Raw genomic sequence first — 15,959 nt, forward strand, 5'->3', positions numbered from 1 at the left:
GTCCCATGGCGCAGGTCAATATGTCTTGCATCAAATCCCTCCCTGAATTATGCAGGCTGGGAATTGCCCGGGTGGGTATCCGAACTTTGCTACTCGTGCTCTTCACTTATGTGACGCAACATACTGCTGTTCTCTTGGGCAACTCGTCCACGTTGAACAAACGGGGTGAAAATCCACCAAGGTGCAACCGGACTACGCCTGCTGTATTCAGTTTAGCAAATCCTTCGGTTAACGCACAGACTATATTTTCATTCTCAGCTGTGATGGCATTTCATGAGGCGTTGAAAAGTTCATACCAGCAGTACGGATAACCGCCTGAACAGTTGAGCGTCATGCAGCGCGCGCCATGACACCCAGGGCCTCTGCCCTGGGCCGAGCGAGAACGCCACCTGCATGGGGCGCTATGGCACGCGCTTTTGCAATGACGCTGTTTGGGTACACAATGAGACACCTTGCATGGCCTGCGCGTAAGACAGGCGGCGCTGCCCTGGAGTTGAAAGCAGTAGAGACTCCAGGTAAAAGCCCGTGCGGCTTCTTGCCGGAAGCCGATCCGTACTGTTCCCCATCGTCGGGGGGCGAGCTGCGAATACGACGAGAACAAACAGCAAAACAACTCACTTATTCAAATAGGAGATTTTACAAATGATTAGCTATCATAACAGGCAGGTCGCACATCATGAGATCGACCATATCTTTCAGGACCTCTTCCCAAGCCATGGCATGACGGCCCGGCCCAGCCAGATCGAGTTGAGCCACAAGATGCTGGATGCCATGATTCACAGCAAAATTGCTTTAAGTGACGCAGGAACGGGAATCGGCAAGACCTACGCCTATCTGGTGGCTGGTGTTTCTTTTTCTCGCGCGTTGAGCCGGGAGAACATCCCTTTCCAGCCCATCCTCATTTCCACCTCCAGCATCGCCCTGCAAACGGCGGTAAGGGAGGAATACATCCCGTTCCTCTCCTCTGTTCTTTTGGAGGATAAGTTGATCCAGGCCCCCATCCGGGCGGTCATTCGAAAAGGAAAAGGCCACTATGTCTGTGATGAGCGTCTGATGCGCCGCCTGCGGCAGGTAGACCTGGAACGAAAAAATCCGCTGGCCGCCCAGGCACTCCTCTCCCTGCGGGATCATTTGGACGCAGACCAAGCCCCCCATCTCAGTCAGTATGACCGAAATCGTGTGTGTGTCCCCACGATTTGTGATTGCCGCAGGGATAGCTGCCGGTACCTCTGCTATATGGAAGCCTGCAACTCTGACCGCTATCTGTTTCAGATCTGCAACCATAATCTGCTACTGGCAGACGCCATCCATCGTGGCAGCGGTCACCGCCCCATCCTGCCGGACGTTGCTGCTTTGATTATTGATGAAGCACACAAACTGCCTGAGACTGCCCGACAGATGTTTGGCGTTACCCTGGCAGCCAAGGACATCCGCACGCTGATCCGCATCCTACGGGCGGAACGATATCTGCTGGCATCGGAATCCCTGGCTGATATGGCGTCGGCGCTTCTGAAGCTTATGTCACTGCCTCATGATGGTGATCGCCCTTTTTCGGACTATGTCCGACACATGATAGGGCCAGCCCGAACCCTGGCTACCATTCAGAGCCAGATCGGCGGGGTACTGACACCAACCGCCAAAAAGGAATTGGATCGGATATCCTCCGCAGTCCATCTGTTTTTGGAGGAACGCTCTGACCTGGTATTCTACACTGCGGCGGATGACGATGGCGGCACATTGCTGTGCGCCTCCATCTCCGACCTGACTGCCCAGCTCCAAGCAACACTCTGGTCACAGCCCCAGCCCGTCCTCCTTACTTCCGGAACATTGGCCATAGGTAAAGACTTTTGTCGTTTCAAAGAGGAGGCTGGCCTCACCGATAACTCTCGGGTGGAGGAATCTGTTTCGCCCTCTCCCTTTGATTACCGGAAAAACTGCCTGCTCTATTTTCCCACGATGCCGCCCAGGCAGCACGAAGCGGACTATTTTGCCAAGCTGGCCGAGGAGATCCGTACATTACTGATCGCGGTCCACGGCCATGCGTTGGTACTGTTCACTTCTTATGCAGCCATGTCCGCTGTGAAGGATCGTTTGAAGCAGCACCCCCTTCCATTCCCGCTGTTTACCATGGGACGGAACGCCCCGCACACCATGGCCCAGTTCAAGGCGGCACCCGGAAGCGTCCTGTTTGCCACCGGCGCCGCCTGGGAGGGTTTTGACTTTCCCGGAGACTGTGTCTCTTTGCTGGTCATCCCCCGACTACCGTTCCAATATCCGGACGCCTTGCAAGAAAAAAAGAGAGAGGCATACCGCCGTTGGTTTCCGAGCGGTGGTTGATCAGCACCCCGGTATAGGCCTCCTCCACCAGGATATTTTTTACGCTGGCATATGTCCATACATAGCTCCCATCACTGGTTTTGCTTGCCGTACAGACTTCTCTGCCGCATTGCTCCGCCCGGAGTTGTGCTGGCGTCTTTCGTCCCAGCGCATTGAGCCTGCGGGCAATTTCTTTTTGTCCATGATCCTGTAAGTACAGAGAATAGACGATCCGCACGGTTTCTGATGCCTCCGGGTGAAGTTCAATCGTATTGGTGTTGCGGTCTTTCCGATAGCCAAAGGGCGGTGTGATCACAATGCCCTCCCGCTGTTTCTGACGATACCCGGCCCGGATCTTTTTGCTGATGTCCCTGGCGTAGTAATCGTTCATCAGGCCGCGCACACCGATCATCAAATCATCCTCGTCGCGAAAGGTATCGATCCCTTCCGTTGCGGAGATCACCCGAACTTGGTGTTCCCGCAGATAGTCAATAAACAACGCGGTCTGGGTCCTGTGGCGGCCAAGTCGTGACAAATCCTTTACGATGACAGCATCGATTTTATCAGCGTCCACAGCCGCCGTGAGCTCGTCCAGCCCACGGCGGTTGAACTTCATGCCGCTCACATTGTCATCGGAAGACTGTCCCACAATGGTGTACCCATGCTGCTCGGCAAATCCATGGCAGATCTCCTGCTGGTTCAGGAGAGAGTTCATCTCCTGGTCATCATCGTTTGATAGTCGCGCATAGATCCATACCCGCATCTGTTATCACCTATCCCGCATAGTAGTCTCCATAAATGATGGCACCCAGTCGGTCATAATCGAACTCCGCGGAGAGGATGGAGTCCGTTTGCTCCCCATTTTCGAAGATGTCCAGATGATCCCGGAAGGGCGCTTTCAGCCGGATCTCTAAATCCAGTTTGCCATCTTCCTCGTGAACAAGGATTTTTTCAACCAGCATTTTCAGATGTGCCTCCGACATTTTGCCGTCTTGAAGAATATCGTCGATCAGGCTGATGTCTCGCTTTAGCTTGGCCTGGCGGATGCGAAGCATTTCTGAGATGTTCTGCAGTTCCTCGATCTGCTTTTTGGCCTCCGCGATCTGCTCCTCACGCTTTGCGATCATTCGGTCATAGCGTTCCGCGTTGGCCTTATCCCGGATGCGTTCCATCAAGATCACCTCCACTTCCTCCTCCAGCAGGAGAATGTGTTCTTGCAGTTTGCTTATTTTGGCACTGGCCATGGAGGCTTTGGGCGTCCATTTTTCAATGAACCACTCCAGTCTTGACCAGTTTTCTTCGTACAGTTCCTTTGTCCGCAGGAGCTCCGCGCCGATCAGGCGATCCAGTGCTACCTCATCTACCATGTGAGAGGAGCAATGTTCCTTGCCATACCGATGGTAGGTATCACAGACATAGACCACCCGTTCACCGTCCTTCAGCTTGATCCGTTTGCCGATGAAAGTCCGGCCGCAGTCCTGGCAGCGCAGCAGGCCTCCGTACCGAAGGATACCCTTGTTGGTACCGGCCCGGGTATTTTTTGCCTTGCGCTCCGCAAGAAGTGTCTGCGCCACTTCCCATGTCTCACGGGTCACGATCATCGGTAGATAGTTTTCATGGCGGAACTGTTCCTCCGGGTCGGTGAAGCGGAAGGTCTTATTGATTTTATTGCGCTCGCTTTTGTGGCAGATCAGCGTGCCGATGTAGCTCTCATCCTTAAGGATACGGCCAACCATCGTCGCGTCCCACAGATATTTCTTGAGTATCCTATCCTGTGTGTTGGGCAGTCGCTTGTTTAACAGCTCCATCTGCATGAGCGCGGGCGTTTTTCTTCTCTGTTCGTTCAATGTACGGGCAATGGCTTTCATCCCGCTGCCGCCGATATAGGCGGAGAAAATCATGCGGACAGTTTCGGCAGCTTCCTCAACAACGACGACCTTCTTGGTGTTCTTGTCCTTGAAATATCCGAAGGGCGGAATGGTCACGATGCCCTCCTTTTGCTTCTGCCGGTAACCGGTCCGCACACGGCGGCTGCCATCACGGGCGTAGAAGTCGTTGACCAGTCCCTTGAAGCCAATGATGAGATCATCGTTCTCGTTAAAGGTATCGATGTTTTCTGTTGCGGACAGGACCCGCACATTGCGTTCACGGAGGTAATCAATGAAGAGTGCGGTCTGTGTCCGGTGCCGGCCCAGGCGGGACAGGTCTTTGACGATGATGGCTTCAATTTTCCCTGCCTCGACCACTTCATAGATTTTGTCGATGCCCTCACGGTTGAAGTGCATACCGCTAACATTGTCATCGAAGGATTCGCCAACCACTTGGTGGCCGTTGCTGACGGCAAAGTTATATATGATTTTTCTCTGGTTATTTAGTGAATTGAGTTCTTCATCCTCATCTCTGGACAAGCGGTAATAGAGCCAGACTTTCATGATTGTTCCTTTCCGCTATGGTGTGCCGATTACTCACGACACACCATAGCACACAAGTTTTTGAATAGCTATCAAAACAAATCAGGCCACTTCATTTTCTACCTTACCAACAGAATCAGCGGGCTGCTTTGTGTAGGGATCATCCACAGACAAATAGTCGTGGAGCATCATTTTCAGGAAGTGATCGAACTGGTCATCTGTCCCCACATAGGAATACATGACACTTTTGATGTTGCATTCTTTTTTCTTTTTACCCATAGCGTTCCTTTCCCCCGAAACCAATTCGGGCAATAAAAATAGCAGACCGTCACATGGTCTGCTGCCAAGTCTGTTCTTCTTCGTGATCGTCCTGGGCATGGCCTTGGGCGATTTTCTTTTGCTGCTGCTTACGGAGCGTTTTCCTGTCTGTGTGAGGGCGCATGGTGGTGCTGTCCATCACGGGAGCAACAGGCTGAGACTGCTCCAGACGGTACCCAAGCCCCACCATAGCAGAAGAAATGCTGCCGCTCCCATCAGCAGGACCGCCCATGTGGGACCATCCAGATGTGGCAGCCGCAGTCTGGGCCGTCTGATGCTGGGCAGAGAAAAACGCTTCTCGTTCCGCTTCCCAGCCTGTTCGCTCATCTGCTCCAGATGCTTCACCGCTTTCAGCAGCTCCTCCATCTGCGTCCGGGTCGGAAGCTGCGCAAGCAGTTCGTTTATCTTCTTCAGATAGCCAGTCTGTCTCTCGGTGTGGTACCCCAGTGTGTAGAGGTCGCTCAGCAGATCCTCCCACTCCGCTTTCGTGGGATGTACTTCGGGAGGCGGTGTCAGCTCCTGCGCCGGAGGCTGCGGCGTAGGCTGTACCACCTGCGCAGGTCGGTTCTTCTCCAACAGCTCGTCCATAGATAATTTCTGCTCTGATCCTGAATTCATATTCCATATTCTCCTTTAGATATTTGTCACCGAACAGCAGGCGGTCACGGCACTGCCAGCCGCTGGGTGTGGTGTAGGTGATATTCCGTCGGGACGCTTCCCAGCGGACCTTATAGCCCTCGCTCTCCATCAGTGCAATGAACTCCTCACGGCTGGATGCGTGGCGCATACAGTCGTTGATGATATTCATGAGCTGCAGCTTTTTGCTCTGGCCACGGGCTGCGGTGTGATACTCACCGATGGACATGGTTTTGGTTTTCTCTTTCCCGTCCGTTGGCTTAAACACAGGGAGAGAAAATTCCACGCAGACGTGATCGTTGCGCTGTCGCAGTTCCTGAAGCTGGTCCTTTGCGATGTGCAGTTTCTTTCCGGTATCGAAGTTGACCGAGTTGATGAGAAAGTGGGAATGAATGTGTTCCCGGTCTGTGTGGGTGCAGACCAGGACTTCATAGCCCTCATAGTACTCAGCCAGCTTCAGTGCCGCCGCATGAGCGGTGACCGGATCGACCGCTTCGCCTTTTGGAAAGCTCTGCACCATGTGGTAGAACAGCACACCGTCGGTTTTGTGATGCAGCCGCTTGGTGGTCATGAAATCCGCGTAGACAGATTCCGGCTGGCAGTTGATGCCTGTGATCAACCGCTGCCCCTCGAACTCAGTTTTCTTGTCCTGCATGGTGTACCGCATCACGGCTCCCATGCATCCGGTGGTCTGTCCTCGTTTGTAGTTAGTGAAGCTGATAATCGCCATTTTTCACCACTTCTTTCGTTCCAGAATCAGCCGGACAGCGGCGCAGAGTTCAGAGAATGCCTGGCGCACGCTGTCCAGATTGATCACCGTGACGCGTCCCATGTGCGCCAGGGTGACAAGCTGATTCAGATTTCTGCCGATGGACTTCAGCTCCTTGAGCACTTCTTTCAGTCCATCAACGATCACCACCTGCTTTCCCAAACAGCAGGCCGTCACATAGTCGCTCATGGACATCCCGGAGCGTTTCGCCAATTCCTTGATGGCCTCCCGGTCTGCGGACGCCATCCGGGTGCTGAATTTGATGTCTTTTTTCATGTCGTTTCCTCCAGTCTTTCGTAAAAATGGGGTGTGGGGCAGTGCCCCGCAAACAGGCGGAAGGCGGGCGGCGGCTGTGCCGGTGACCAGACAAACGCGATGCTGGCCACCTCCAGGGAGGTGATTTCACCGCGCCGGACACCTGCACTCCTCCTTCGGCCACAAACGGCCAACACGGCGTTTTTCTTGCTTTGTGGTGGGTTACTCGCTGCGCCCGGAAACCGCCCGCAAATGGCCGCACGGCGCCCCGGCAGGGTCAACAGGGTCGACTGCCGGGACACCTTGGGTATCGTCACTTTCGGCACGGCGCAGCTCAATGAGCCGCTTTCCGTTGCTGCGGCGCACCACAACGGAAATGCCGATTTTGCTTAGTGCGTCAAGGTTTTGCACGATCTGTCGGGACACTTTCTTGGGGGAGATACGCTCCACACCCACAGGGTCGATTCGTTCAGACAGCTCTGTGGGAGTGCCGATAAATTCGGTTCGGTCACGCATCAGTTCAGAGAGAAGATAGACGATGCGATCGCCCAGCAGCTCTGGCTGTGTCCGGCTGTCCGACACCAACTCCCACACATTTTCACCGTTGCGCTCCAGTGTCAGCTCCCGGTATTCAATGTCACGGCCAATACAGGAAAGCTTTGCCCTGCCGCTTCCCCGCCGTTCCTCCACCAGCGTAAAGCTGGAATCCACCGCACCGCTGATGGCAGTGGTCCCGGAGATGCGATTGAACACATCGTCAGCGCTCTCCTTGCGCAGATGATGGATCAGCAGAATGGCGATGCCGTGGGCATCCGCGATCTGTTTCAGAGTAGAGAGGTCACGGTAGTCGTTGGCGTAGGTAGCGTCGCGTACCGGGCGTACCATCTGCAGAGTGTCGATAATGACCAGCACCGTGTCAGGGTGTTCGTCAAGGAAGGTGCGGAGCTGTTCCTCCAACCCCTTTCCCAGAATGTCGCTCTGGGTGGTGAAGTGAACATTGGCGGGGGCATCCTCCGTGATTTCGAACAGCCGGTTCTGAATGCGGAGGGTGGAGTCCTCCAGGCAGAGATAGAGGGTGGTGCCTTGCTTCACGGACATCCCCCAGACCGGTTCGCCCTTGGCCACCATGACGGACAGCCACAGAGCCAGCCAAGACTTTCCCACCTTGGGAGAGCCGGCAAGGATGTGCAGCCCCTGGGACAGCAGCGTGTCCACCACGAAGTTGAGCGGCGTCAGCGGCAGGCTCATCAGGCTCTCGCCGTCAATGGTTTCCAGTCGTTTTGTTTTACTCATAGGATCATCCCCTTGTAAAAAGATAAGGACAGAGACCACGCGGCCACCGTGGCTCTTGTCCTTTCACTTGATTATTGGGGGGATTTTGATAAAATGAGAATATCGCAAGACAGGCAGAAAACAGATATAGGACAGAGGAGGTGGCCCTATGCCGCTGGGTACCCAACAGAACAACAATTTCCTGCACCTGACAATGGATGTCTGGCAGGATCAGATCTTTTTTAACGAGACCGTCTACCCGGCCGGACACTTTTCCGCCGAACTGTTGAATGTTCCCGATGAGACCATACGGGAACTGGTCACCCACGGCGGCGCTATCAGCCATCAGGTGGAGGCCCTGGCCTTGGCCGGGCGAGGTGAATTTATCAAACTGCTGGACGAGACCCGCGCCTCTCTGGAGAAGCTGCTGGATGCCCTGTGGCACTGTCCTCCGTTCAACCTGATGGACAAAGGGCAGGAGCAGCACACATTGGAGGTGCTGTTTTCCCCAGCATCCCACAACGATCTGCTGAAGCCAGCTTCGCCTGCTCGGGAATTTTTCTTCCGCTATCTGGTGGCTGCTTTCAGTATCCCCCTGGGTATCCAGCACTTCACCGTGGCGGCACGATATTTTGAGGAGGGCTATCTGCGGCGGCTGAAGAAGCGGACGGAGACCTTCTTCGCCATGGCCGCCCACGACTGCTTCAACAGCGAATGGTTTTGGGATATGATGCGTGATTTGCCGGTACCGGATATTGAGCCATTCACCATCACACCGGATCTGAGATCCTCCTATGTCTTTGCCCGACACCCGAAACAGGAAAAGGAAACCGTATTTGTAAACCGGTATTTCTTTGACCATGCCATCAGCTTCTACATCTTTGACCTGATGAACGGACTGCAGCACGGCCATGCGCCCAGCCGGTGCTGTGGCTGTGGAACATATTTTCTCACCACCAACGGCCATATGCCAAAATACTGCGATGGCATTGCGCCCCAGGACCCCCGCATGACCTGCCGGCAGTACGGCGCCATGATGCGGCAGAAGGAGCAAAACAAACAGCACCCCGTCTACCGCCTGTTCACCACCCGCACCAATACCATCCGCAAGCACCACCAGAGAGGAAAAATCTCCGACGAACTGCGCAATGAAGCACTGTATGTGGCGGAGAGCCTCCGGGATAAGGCGCTCATGGACAACGACTATGCCGCCAGCGGCTATGCACACGACATGGAGCAGGAAGCGATTTACGCCCAGGCGAGAGCACGCCTTGCCCGGGAGGCCCGGCCATGAGCATGTACCACTGTAACACTCCCTGCCCCAGCAACGAGCAACTGGCCCAGCGCATACAGGACGGCGATCCGCAGGCAGCACCGCTCCTGCTTTCCCAGAATGAGGGGTACCTGACCATGCTGGCCACAAGCTACTGCGAGCAGTTTTCTCAGGACTTTCTGGTGGACGACCTCAAGCAAGAGGGGGCGCTGGCGCTGCTGGACGCGGCGCGGCGGTTTGACCCATCCATGGGAACCAAGTTGCTGACCTATGCGACTTCCGCTATTGAGACGGCCATGCGGGACTGCGCCGCCCAGGGTTCCTTCTCTCTGTCGCTCCCGCTGGGCCGTTACCGCCAGCTGCGCCAGGTGGCGTTCCTCTATGCCACACACGAGCAGGAGGGTGCCGAAGAAGATTTGCTGACTGCCATTCAAGAGAAGTTGGAAGTCTCCGTCAAAGTAGCCAAGCGTCTGCTGGAAGAATACCACACTGTGTTTCAGATCGAGGCTCTGGGCGAGCGTGTCTTTGACCTGGGGTGTGGAGGTGATCCGGCCAGAGCCTACGACCGCTTCGTGCGGCGGACGCTGCTCCTTCAGCGTATGGAGGAAGTGCTGAGCCCCAGAGAGCTGAATTTGGTGCGCTGTTATCTGGGGATCGGCCAGCCCAACGAGCAGGGCATGACCTTTCAGGAACTGGCCATCCGGCTCAACTACAACGGCCCCAGCGGTGCGGAGAAAGCGTATAAGGCTGCCATCCGGAAAGTGAGAAAGCAGTTGAACGGCGGCGCTTACGGTCGGTGGCTCTCCATCCAGAAAGCCATTCGCAAGGCCAGAGCGGATGCAGAGGCTGATTCCGGTTACTATGTACCGCCGCAGACCACCTGGCTGGACGAAAAAGAACTGGCGGAGCAGTTTCTCTGTGAAGTCGCTTCGCTGATCCACGTCCATGAGATATTCAGCGACGCATTGGGGCAGAAAACAGAATAAGCAGTGCGGCATCAGGCTTTGTCCTGATACCGTACTGCTTTTCATTTATCCCATGATCCCGATTTTATTACCGTTCTCGTACATATCCTCGGCGTATTCCGCATGGTTGGGTCCCTGGCTTTCTATCCATCCGAAGCCCGGCACATAGACCATGTTGTCCGGTTCGCCGTCAGGTGCCGGGGCAGGCTCCGGTTCTTGCTGTGGTGTGGCATCCTGTTTAGGTGGAACCGGCACTTCACTTACTGGGGTCGTTTGATCAGGCGATGGCTCCGGGACAATGTCAGCTTCCTCGCCCAGTTCCGGCAGTGTTGCTTTCGCCTTTTCTTCCTCTGGCGATATGACTTCTTCCATCTCTGCTATCTCCGGAATTTCGGGCTGTATGGCGATTGCAGCGGCTGGCATGGGCAGCGCGGGTGTATCCCCGGCTGGTTCGTTCTGTGGCCATACAGCGGCACACAGGGCCAGACAGGCGGCGACCACTGCGACAGTGATGATTCGTTTTCTCTTGTTGCTTCCTCCTTTCCGGACATGGAAAGAGCGCCCGATCTCTTCGTCGTACAGCGAGACACTGAGCGCTCTTTTTCAAATTGATTCAGTTCCATGAAGAGCTGCCACGCCAGCTCAAATCCAGAGATAAAGCTGTCGATGGAGCGTTCCTCCGCCATCAGACTCTATGCATCCATAATTCGCAGTACCAGCCGCCGTTCCGGCTTCTCCAGTACTTTGATCAGTGTCTGGTGGCATTCTTCCACTTCCTGCTTCTGCTCTGAAAACTCGGGTGGGGTATAGAAGCAGTCGTACAGGTCCTTGAGTTGTGTTTTCATGTGTTGCACCTCCTGGTAGCAACACACCATACCACAAAACGAGGGGAATAGCCAACAAAATATTTTAAAAATCACTCGTAAAGCAAAAAGCGTTTAGATTCGCGATAACTTTAATTCATACAATCGAAACAACTCGTAAAAAAGCGAAATGTGTTGAAAACAGATGTGGTCCGTAGTAGTATAATTTTATAAATCCTTCTTATTCGGGGTGAAACCATGAAAGTAACTTACAAAAAATTATGGGTCCTTTGCGCTGAACGAGAGATGAGCAAAGCTGAGCTTCGCAAGCGTGCAGGACTTTCTTCTGCTACTTTCACTAAACTTCGCAAAAATCAAGAAGTAAATCTATCGGTTCTCCTTAAAATTGCAGATGTTATGAATTGTAATGCAGGAGAAATGATGGATTTTATCAGAGATGACACATCGGCTTACAATTCCGAGTCGTTGTAACAAGAACGAGGGTGACGAGGGATGCCATTAACTCATGTATGCGTGTGGGATTCTAAAATTGGATATCGTCGTATCACGGTAGAAGAGGCTTGCAAGATGTATCCCTATGGTGCGTCAGCACGAAGCGGCCATTTTGTGTGTGAATTATGCGCACAAAATGTTTTACTTACCGCCCCTGGTATGAATGTTCAACACTTCCGTCATGATCCGGCCTCTCCCAATAAAGAATGCGACGAACGCCAAGCCTCTTTTGATCCAAACTACGGTCGATCGCTACGAGCACTTAACAGCCATATAATGCCTTTGCGTCTTGTTGTAACAGGATCGATATTTTCTCTACAATTAGGGTTCTTCTACCCTCCAGACAACAAGGCACACTGCGACAAAATTAAGATAGCCGGAGATTCACACCAAGTTTATGAGTACTCGTTTGAGCGAATTGAGCGGATTGGAACCACCTACTTGAGTGTTGGCTCTATTCCAAGCCAGATTTACTGTGTTGAATACGTAAATGCTAATCCAGAATTAAGAAGATTTTGGTCCGACAATATACCGGGAATCAACCAGGCTGGCTCCTTCTTTGACGGACGAACTGGCCAGATTCTCCAATCTGGTGGAAAGGCGTATGCCGGAAATTTTTATTATTTATTGCAACGACACCCAATATATACTTTTCCTGCAGATATCGAAGCAACGGAAATAGCCCAAACGCGCGCAAACTCTTTCAATAGTTGGTATTTATATAAAATTCGCATTAAAAGGTTTTCAGAACGCTCCGCAAAGTTTTTTCTTAAATATGCTATTTTCTTGACCGAAAAACCAACAAAATTCTATCCTATCTGGCCAGCATACATACAGGATCCATATTTTATATACCACAACTCAGCGGAGTTTTATTTCTATTTATGCGGTGATGATGCTGAACTGAAATCATACCCCGCAACTGCGAATGTGCTGGGTACTCAAGACGGGAAATTATACAAGCTTTATACCAGGGAAAGAGAACAGCTAATCTCACTTGGAAAATCTGGAGCATTGGGATTCTCCTATTTGGTAAAGCAACCCTTGCGCAAAAAGGCACCGTTACCAGTAATAATCATATCTGACCATTCTGGAAACACGCTGAATGAAGAGAGCTATGCAAAACTCCCCAAATTAAAGTGCATATCAGTTTCTTGCCCGTATGATGGGAAGGCTGTGGTTCAAAGAAATGGTAAGACTGAATATATCTACAAGCTTTCTGGCGAGGAGCAATTAACAATCGATGGACTATCATTTGGCACAGAGATACATTTTTATCAAGGCTGCGACTACATCCGCTCCATTCGTTTTGAGAAGGAAACCGTCAACATGGATGTTATGGTGCTGGATGCTGTACTTGTCAAAAAATTGAGCTCTTGCTCTGGCCCGATGATTCCTGTAACGCATGCGGTTGGAAGTTTTGTCAGTAAATTCTCAAAATATCCCCAAACACAAAAGTGGCTCTGCATGGCTTTGCGGCGAGGCGAAATTTCCCGCACAGCTTTACATTTGCTCAGGAAAACCATTCAAAATAATTTTGGGAGGGATAATAATGGTTGATACCGAAGTTTCATTCACTTCGTTATGTTATATTGAAGACCACCATGATGATCGCGTATGGTTGCATCGTTTGGCAGACATTGAAAACGGCAAGTTACATATACCGTTTAAATCAGATCGTGAGGATAATCGTTTTGAAAATCGTGATTGTTGGTATCAGTATCAGTTTCAATACCGAGATGGTGGACCATCTGCCATCGGAACAATAGGCGTATGGGAATGGAGCGCCATTCCCAAGCCCGATAACCCTGCAATCGATCAGATACTGTCTTATTATGTTCAAGATGTTTGCCCCGTTCGCATTGTGCCCCTCAAAGCAAAATCGATAGAGGATATCGTTGCACAACTCAAAACTGGAACTGTATATACCCAAACATATTTATGCAACACACTTTTTTGCTACGAATCGAAGGTTGGACAACTTTCGGGAGTGCTATGCCGTGCAAATGAATTCAATATTGTGGATCGATGCGCAAAACTTTCGGAAACTATCTACTACCTGCCCGTCTACACAGTTTCCTACGGGGACATCTATAATTGGGATGATCGTAACCTAAGATTTCTAAAAACACTTCAGGTGGGAGAGCCTTCTGGATATGTTTCAATAGGAAATACACACGAGGTTATTCGTACACTCATTCTTGAACGCACCACATGGCCTTTGTTTAAGGAGTGTATTGGTGCCACCAAGGCAGAATGGAAACATTGCAAACTTCTTCTTGAGAAGATTTGCGGTGAATCTTTGTACGACGCGATTGTTCAAAAACTAAATTGCACTTTGGACCAAGCAAAACAGGCAGTTGATGATTTTGTTAATCGAGCAGATGCACTGATTAAGGTCGGCGATATCGATGTTAATGTGTTGGCTGAAATTGCAAAGAATCACGATGAATTAAGAGAATTATGCGAAAAAGCCGTATCCGTGGAATGGCATAATTCTCATGCTGCTGAAATTGCCAAAGCTGAGGCAGAAGTTTCAGAAATGGAAGAAACAATATCCATTGCAAAAAATCAGCATAGTGAACTACTTGCAGAAATTGCCACAAAACAAGGTGAACTTGATCGGTTACTTGCAGAGATAGCGCAATATGAATCGGTTGGAAAAGAAACGCTGGTCGCAGTGCGCCAGAAAATTGCTGACGCGCAAAAAGATATGGCAGGATTCATTGCTGATATTTCTGTTTTTCTGCCTCAGTCAAATGCAACTTTGCCGTATGGGAATCCCCCTGCCTCATGGCAATACAGCAGTACCAGTGGCCAATATTCTGATGAGGATATTGAACTCGCAGAAAGCTGGCGCAATGAATATGATGCAATCTATCAGAATTTGTCATGTGCGTTGGGCATTGAACCAGACTTTTGCTCAATGCTCACTGCTTTTCTGTATGCAACCCATATCAACAATGTGCCAACTTTGATTGCAGGCCCTGGGGGACAGGATATTGCTGAGGTGCTGTCTGTTTCGATGTACGCAACCGGAGCAGGACAATTGACTTTAGGAGATGAATGTGACCTTTCTATAGTGGAAAGAATCAGCGAGGCTGACGATTCTATTGTGTCGGTTCAAAATATGTTCGGAAAAGGGTGGACGGATGCATTACCGCAGAAGTTTACAAGACTCAAAAAGCAGATAATCTGGACCCATCCATATGTCGAGGATATGCTTATTGAGCCGAAAGGCCTTTATAATTACATGCTCCCCGTCCTGAGTGAATGTTTTATAGGAAGCTTACCTGCTCTCGAGACATGGCCAAGCAAACGCGCTAAGAAGTTCCAACCATATGTTTCTGAGGAAAAACAGTCTCTCCGGATATCTGCATTTAAGCGTTTGGGCCTTAGCAAACTCCTATTGGGCCAGTTAACCCGTGTCCTGTCCGATGCAAAATGCATTTTGGAGAATCCCGCAAAAGATAAGGACTTGGAACTGCTCTTTGGTGTGCTTCCTCTCTGCGTACTTACCGGGAGATTGGATGTCTTAAAGGATGTTATCCGAATGGCGGTTCGTCCCAATCAGCGAATCATCATGCTTAACAATGGTGTTAGTGGTAAGGGATTCACAATCTGCTGTGACTGCGGTGCTGCAATGCCCGGAGATGACCCCGCGGTCCTTAAGGATGTTTTGCGTCCGTATAGATCCAAATTCATTAAAACACGTTGCAAACATAGTGATACAATCAATGTGAATCTCGGATACGACTTTGTTACAGATATGCTTGTCCTGGAGTTTGCGTTAGATCGAAAGCAGATTGATATTAAGGTGACACTACCTTTAGGTTCTCGTGCAGCGATGCGTGTGGGTTCGAGTCCCTTCAGGCGCACCATGGCGAGTGTTCTTATAGCATTTGAAACGCTGTAAGAACACTCGTCTTTTTTTGTTGTTTTCATCCGGCGATGGTGGATGGGGCGTAGTTGACGACTACGCCTTTTCTTGTGTTTACGGACACCTCCGGGGCGGGCAGCGGGATGAGGTCGGCGATCTCGATGGCGCCCACGCAGTTGTAGTGGATACGGAGCCGTTGCTCCCACACCCCATCTACCTTCTCGGCGTTGAATACCTCGATTTTCTCGATGAGCTCGTTGAGCATTCTGGGCGTTAGCTTGCGGGCGCGGGTGTATTTGCGGACCAAGGAGATGAACATAGAAAGAGAGGTGTTCGTATGAATGCAAAGAAATTCTCTGACGCTATGAGCGAGCTTGATACGAAGTATGTTGATGAAGCTCTCAATTATAAAAAGAAATCTAAAAGACCCGTTTGGATTAAGTGGGGAACTATGGCTGCTTGCCTTTGCTTTGTAATTTGTATTGGAACTTACTTTGCATACAAGTTTAATCCCGACGGTGGTGGCTTCGGAAATGGTGACGCAACAT

The 15,959-nt window shown here is 51.3% G+C and carries 16 protein-coding genes and 1 pseudogene; 8 read left to right on the forward strand and 9 right to left on the reverse strand.

The annotated features are described in order from the left end of the window. Window positions 1–311 (forward strand): hypothetical protein (locus tag B5F88_RS21150; protein ID WP_204246258.1); only part of this gene is annotated, 311 nt, incomplete at its 5' end. A gap of 331 nt (window positions 312–642) precedes the next feature. After that, a complete protein-coding gene (locus B5F88_RS15715; protein ID WP_242959835.1) occupies window positions 643–2,337 on the forward strand; it encodes an ATP-dependent DNA helicase in 1,695 nt (564 codons plus the stop codon). On the opposite strand, the gene B5F88_RS15720 is transcribed toward B5F88_RS15715, so the two are convergent. From B5F88_RS15720 to B5F88_RS15740, 6 genes are all read right to left on the reverse strand, one after another. Next, on the reverse strand, window positions 2,249–3,079 hold the full coding sequence (locus B5F88_RS15720; RefSeq protein ID WP_087347999.1) for a recombinase family protein: 831 nt from the start codon (window positions 3,077–3,079) through the stop codon (window positions 2,249–2,251). The two genes, B5F88_RS15715 and B5F88_RS15720, sit on opposite strands and share 89 nt — an antisense overlap. Window positions 3,080–3,089: 10 nt before the next feature. Next, window positions 3,090–4,748 (reverse strand): recombinase family protein, encoded by a 1,659-nt coding sequence (locus tag B5F88_RS15725; RefSeq protein WP_087348001.1) that lies wholly within the window; start codon window positions 4,746–4,748, stop codon window positions 3,090–3,092. A gap of 81 nt (window positions 4,749–4,829) precedes the next feature. Next, entirely contained in the window at window positions 4,830–5,006 is a 177-nt protein-coding gene (locus B5F88_RS20780; RefSeq protein WP_162612212.1) for a hypothetical protein, read from the reverse strand. Window positions 5,007–5,055: 49 nt separating this feature from the next. Next, on the reverse strand, window positions 5,056–6,411 hold the full coding sequence (locus B5F88_RS15730) for a relaxase/mobilization nuclease domain-containing protein (protein WP_087348003.1): 1,356 nt from the start codon (window positions 6,409–6,411) through the stop codon (window positions 5,056–5,058). 3 nt (window positions 6,412–6,414) lie between these two features. Next, the gene (gene mobC, locus B5F88_RS15735) at window positions 6,415–6,726 is read right to left on the reverse strand and encodes a plasmid mobilization relaxosome protein MobC (RefSeq protein WP_087348005.1); all 312 of its coding nucleotides are present in this window, start codon (window positions 6,724–6,726) and stop codon (window positions 6,415–6,417) included. Between the two features lie 201 nt (window positions 6,727–6,927). After that, on the reverse strand, window positions 6,928–7,998 hold the full coding sequence (locus tag B5F88_RS15740; protein ID WP_087348007.1) for an AAA family ATPase: 1,071 nt from the start codon (window positions 7,996–7,998) through the stop codon (window positions 6,928–6,930). A gap of 148 nt (window positions 7,999–8,146) precedes the next feature. On the opposite strand from B5F88_RS15740, the gene B5F88_RS15745 reads away from it, so the two are divergent. Together B5F88_RS15745 and B5F88_RS15750 are read left to right on the forward strand one after the other, a co-directional pair. Continuing rightward, the gene (locus B5F88_RS15745) at window positions 8,147–9,271 is read left to right on the forward strand and encodes a DUF6076 domain-containing protein (RefSeq protein WP_087348009.1); all 1,125 of its coding nucleotides are present in this window, start codon (window positions 8,147–8,149) and stop codon (window positions 9,269–9,271) included. Further along, a complete protein-coding gene (locus tag B5F88_RS15750) occupies window positions 9,268–10,236 on the forward strand; it encodes a sigma factor (protein ID WP_087348011.1) in 969 nt (322 codons plus the stop codon). The genes B5F88_RS15745 and B5F88_RS15750 overlap by 4 nt, the downstream gene beginning before the upstream one ends. Window positions 10,237–10,281: 45 nt before the next feature. Here the strand turns inward: B5F88_RS15750 and B5F88_RS15755 are convergent, their stop codons facing one another. Both B5F88_RS15755 and B5F88_RS21585 read right to left on the reverse strand, forming a co-directional pair. Further along, entirely contained in the window at window positions 10,282–10,587 is a 306-nt protein-coding gene (locus B5F88_RS15755; RefSeq protein ID WP_087348013.1) for a DUF6550 family protein, read from the reverse strand. 320 nt (window positions 10,588–10,907) lie between these two features. Next, window positions 10,908–11,060 carry a hypothetical protein gene (locus B5F88_RS21585; protein WP_242959836.1) on the reverse strand — a complete coding sequence of 51 codons (153 nt, stop codon included), beginning with the start codon at window positions 11,058–11,060 and terminating at the stop codon, window positions 10,908–10,910. A gap of 216 nt (window positions 11,061–11,276) precedes the next feature. Here B5F88_RS21585 and B5F88_RS15765 point away from each other — a divergent pair, with 216 nt between their 5' ends. The 3 genes from B5F88_RS15765 (at window position 11,277) to B5F88_RS15775 (ending at window position 15,447) form a co-directional block, all read left to right on the forward strand. Further along, a complete protein-coding gene (locus B5F88_RS15765) occupies window positions 11,277–11,510 on the forward strand; it encodes a helix-turn-helix transcriptional regulator (protein WP_087348015.1) in 234 nt (77 codons plus the stop codon). Between the two features lie 96 nt (window positions 11,511–11,606). Continuing rightward, window positions 11,607–13,091 (forward strand): hypothetical protein, encoded by a 1,485-nt coding sequence (locus B5F88_RS20350; RefSeq protein ID WP_140402150.1) that lies wholly within the window; start codon window positions 11,607–11,609, stop codon window positions 13,089–13,091. Further along, the gene (locus B5F88_RS15775; RefSeq protein ID WP_140402151.1) at window positions 13,084–15,447 is read left to right on the forward strand and encodes a hypothetical protein; all 2,364 of its coding nucleotides are present in this window, start codon (window positions 13,084–13,086) and stop codon (window positions 15,445–15,447) included. The genes B5F88_RS20350 and B5F88_RS15775 overlap by 8 nt, the downstream gene beginning before the upstream one ends. A gap of 25 nt (window positions 15,448–15,472) precedes the next feature. Here B5F88_RS15775 and B5F88_RS15780 read toward each other — a convergent pair whose 3' ends face one another. Beyond that, window positions 15,473–15,820 carry a DUF4368 domain-containing protein gene (locus B5F88_RS15780; protein ID WP_343286476.1) on the reverse strand — a complete coding sequence of 116 codons (348 nt, stop codon included), beginning with the start codon at window positions 15,818–15,820 and terminating at the stop codon, window positions 15,473–15,475. Between B5F88_RS15780 and B5F88_RS15785 the strand changes: the two are divergent. Further along, window positions 15,749–15,959, forward strand: a pseudogene (locus B5F88_RS15785) (hypothetical protein); the annotation flags it as partial. The gene B5F88_RS15780 and the pseudogene B5F88_RS15785 overlap by 72 nt on opposite strands.

This window comes from Flavonifractor sp. An306 (assembly GCF_002159455.1).
Lineage (GTDB): Bacteria > Bacillota > Clostridia > Oscillospirales > Oscillospiraceae > Flavonifractor.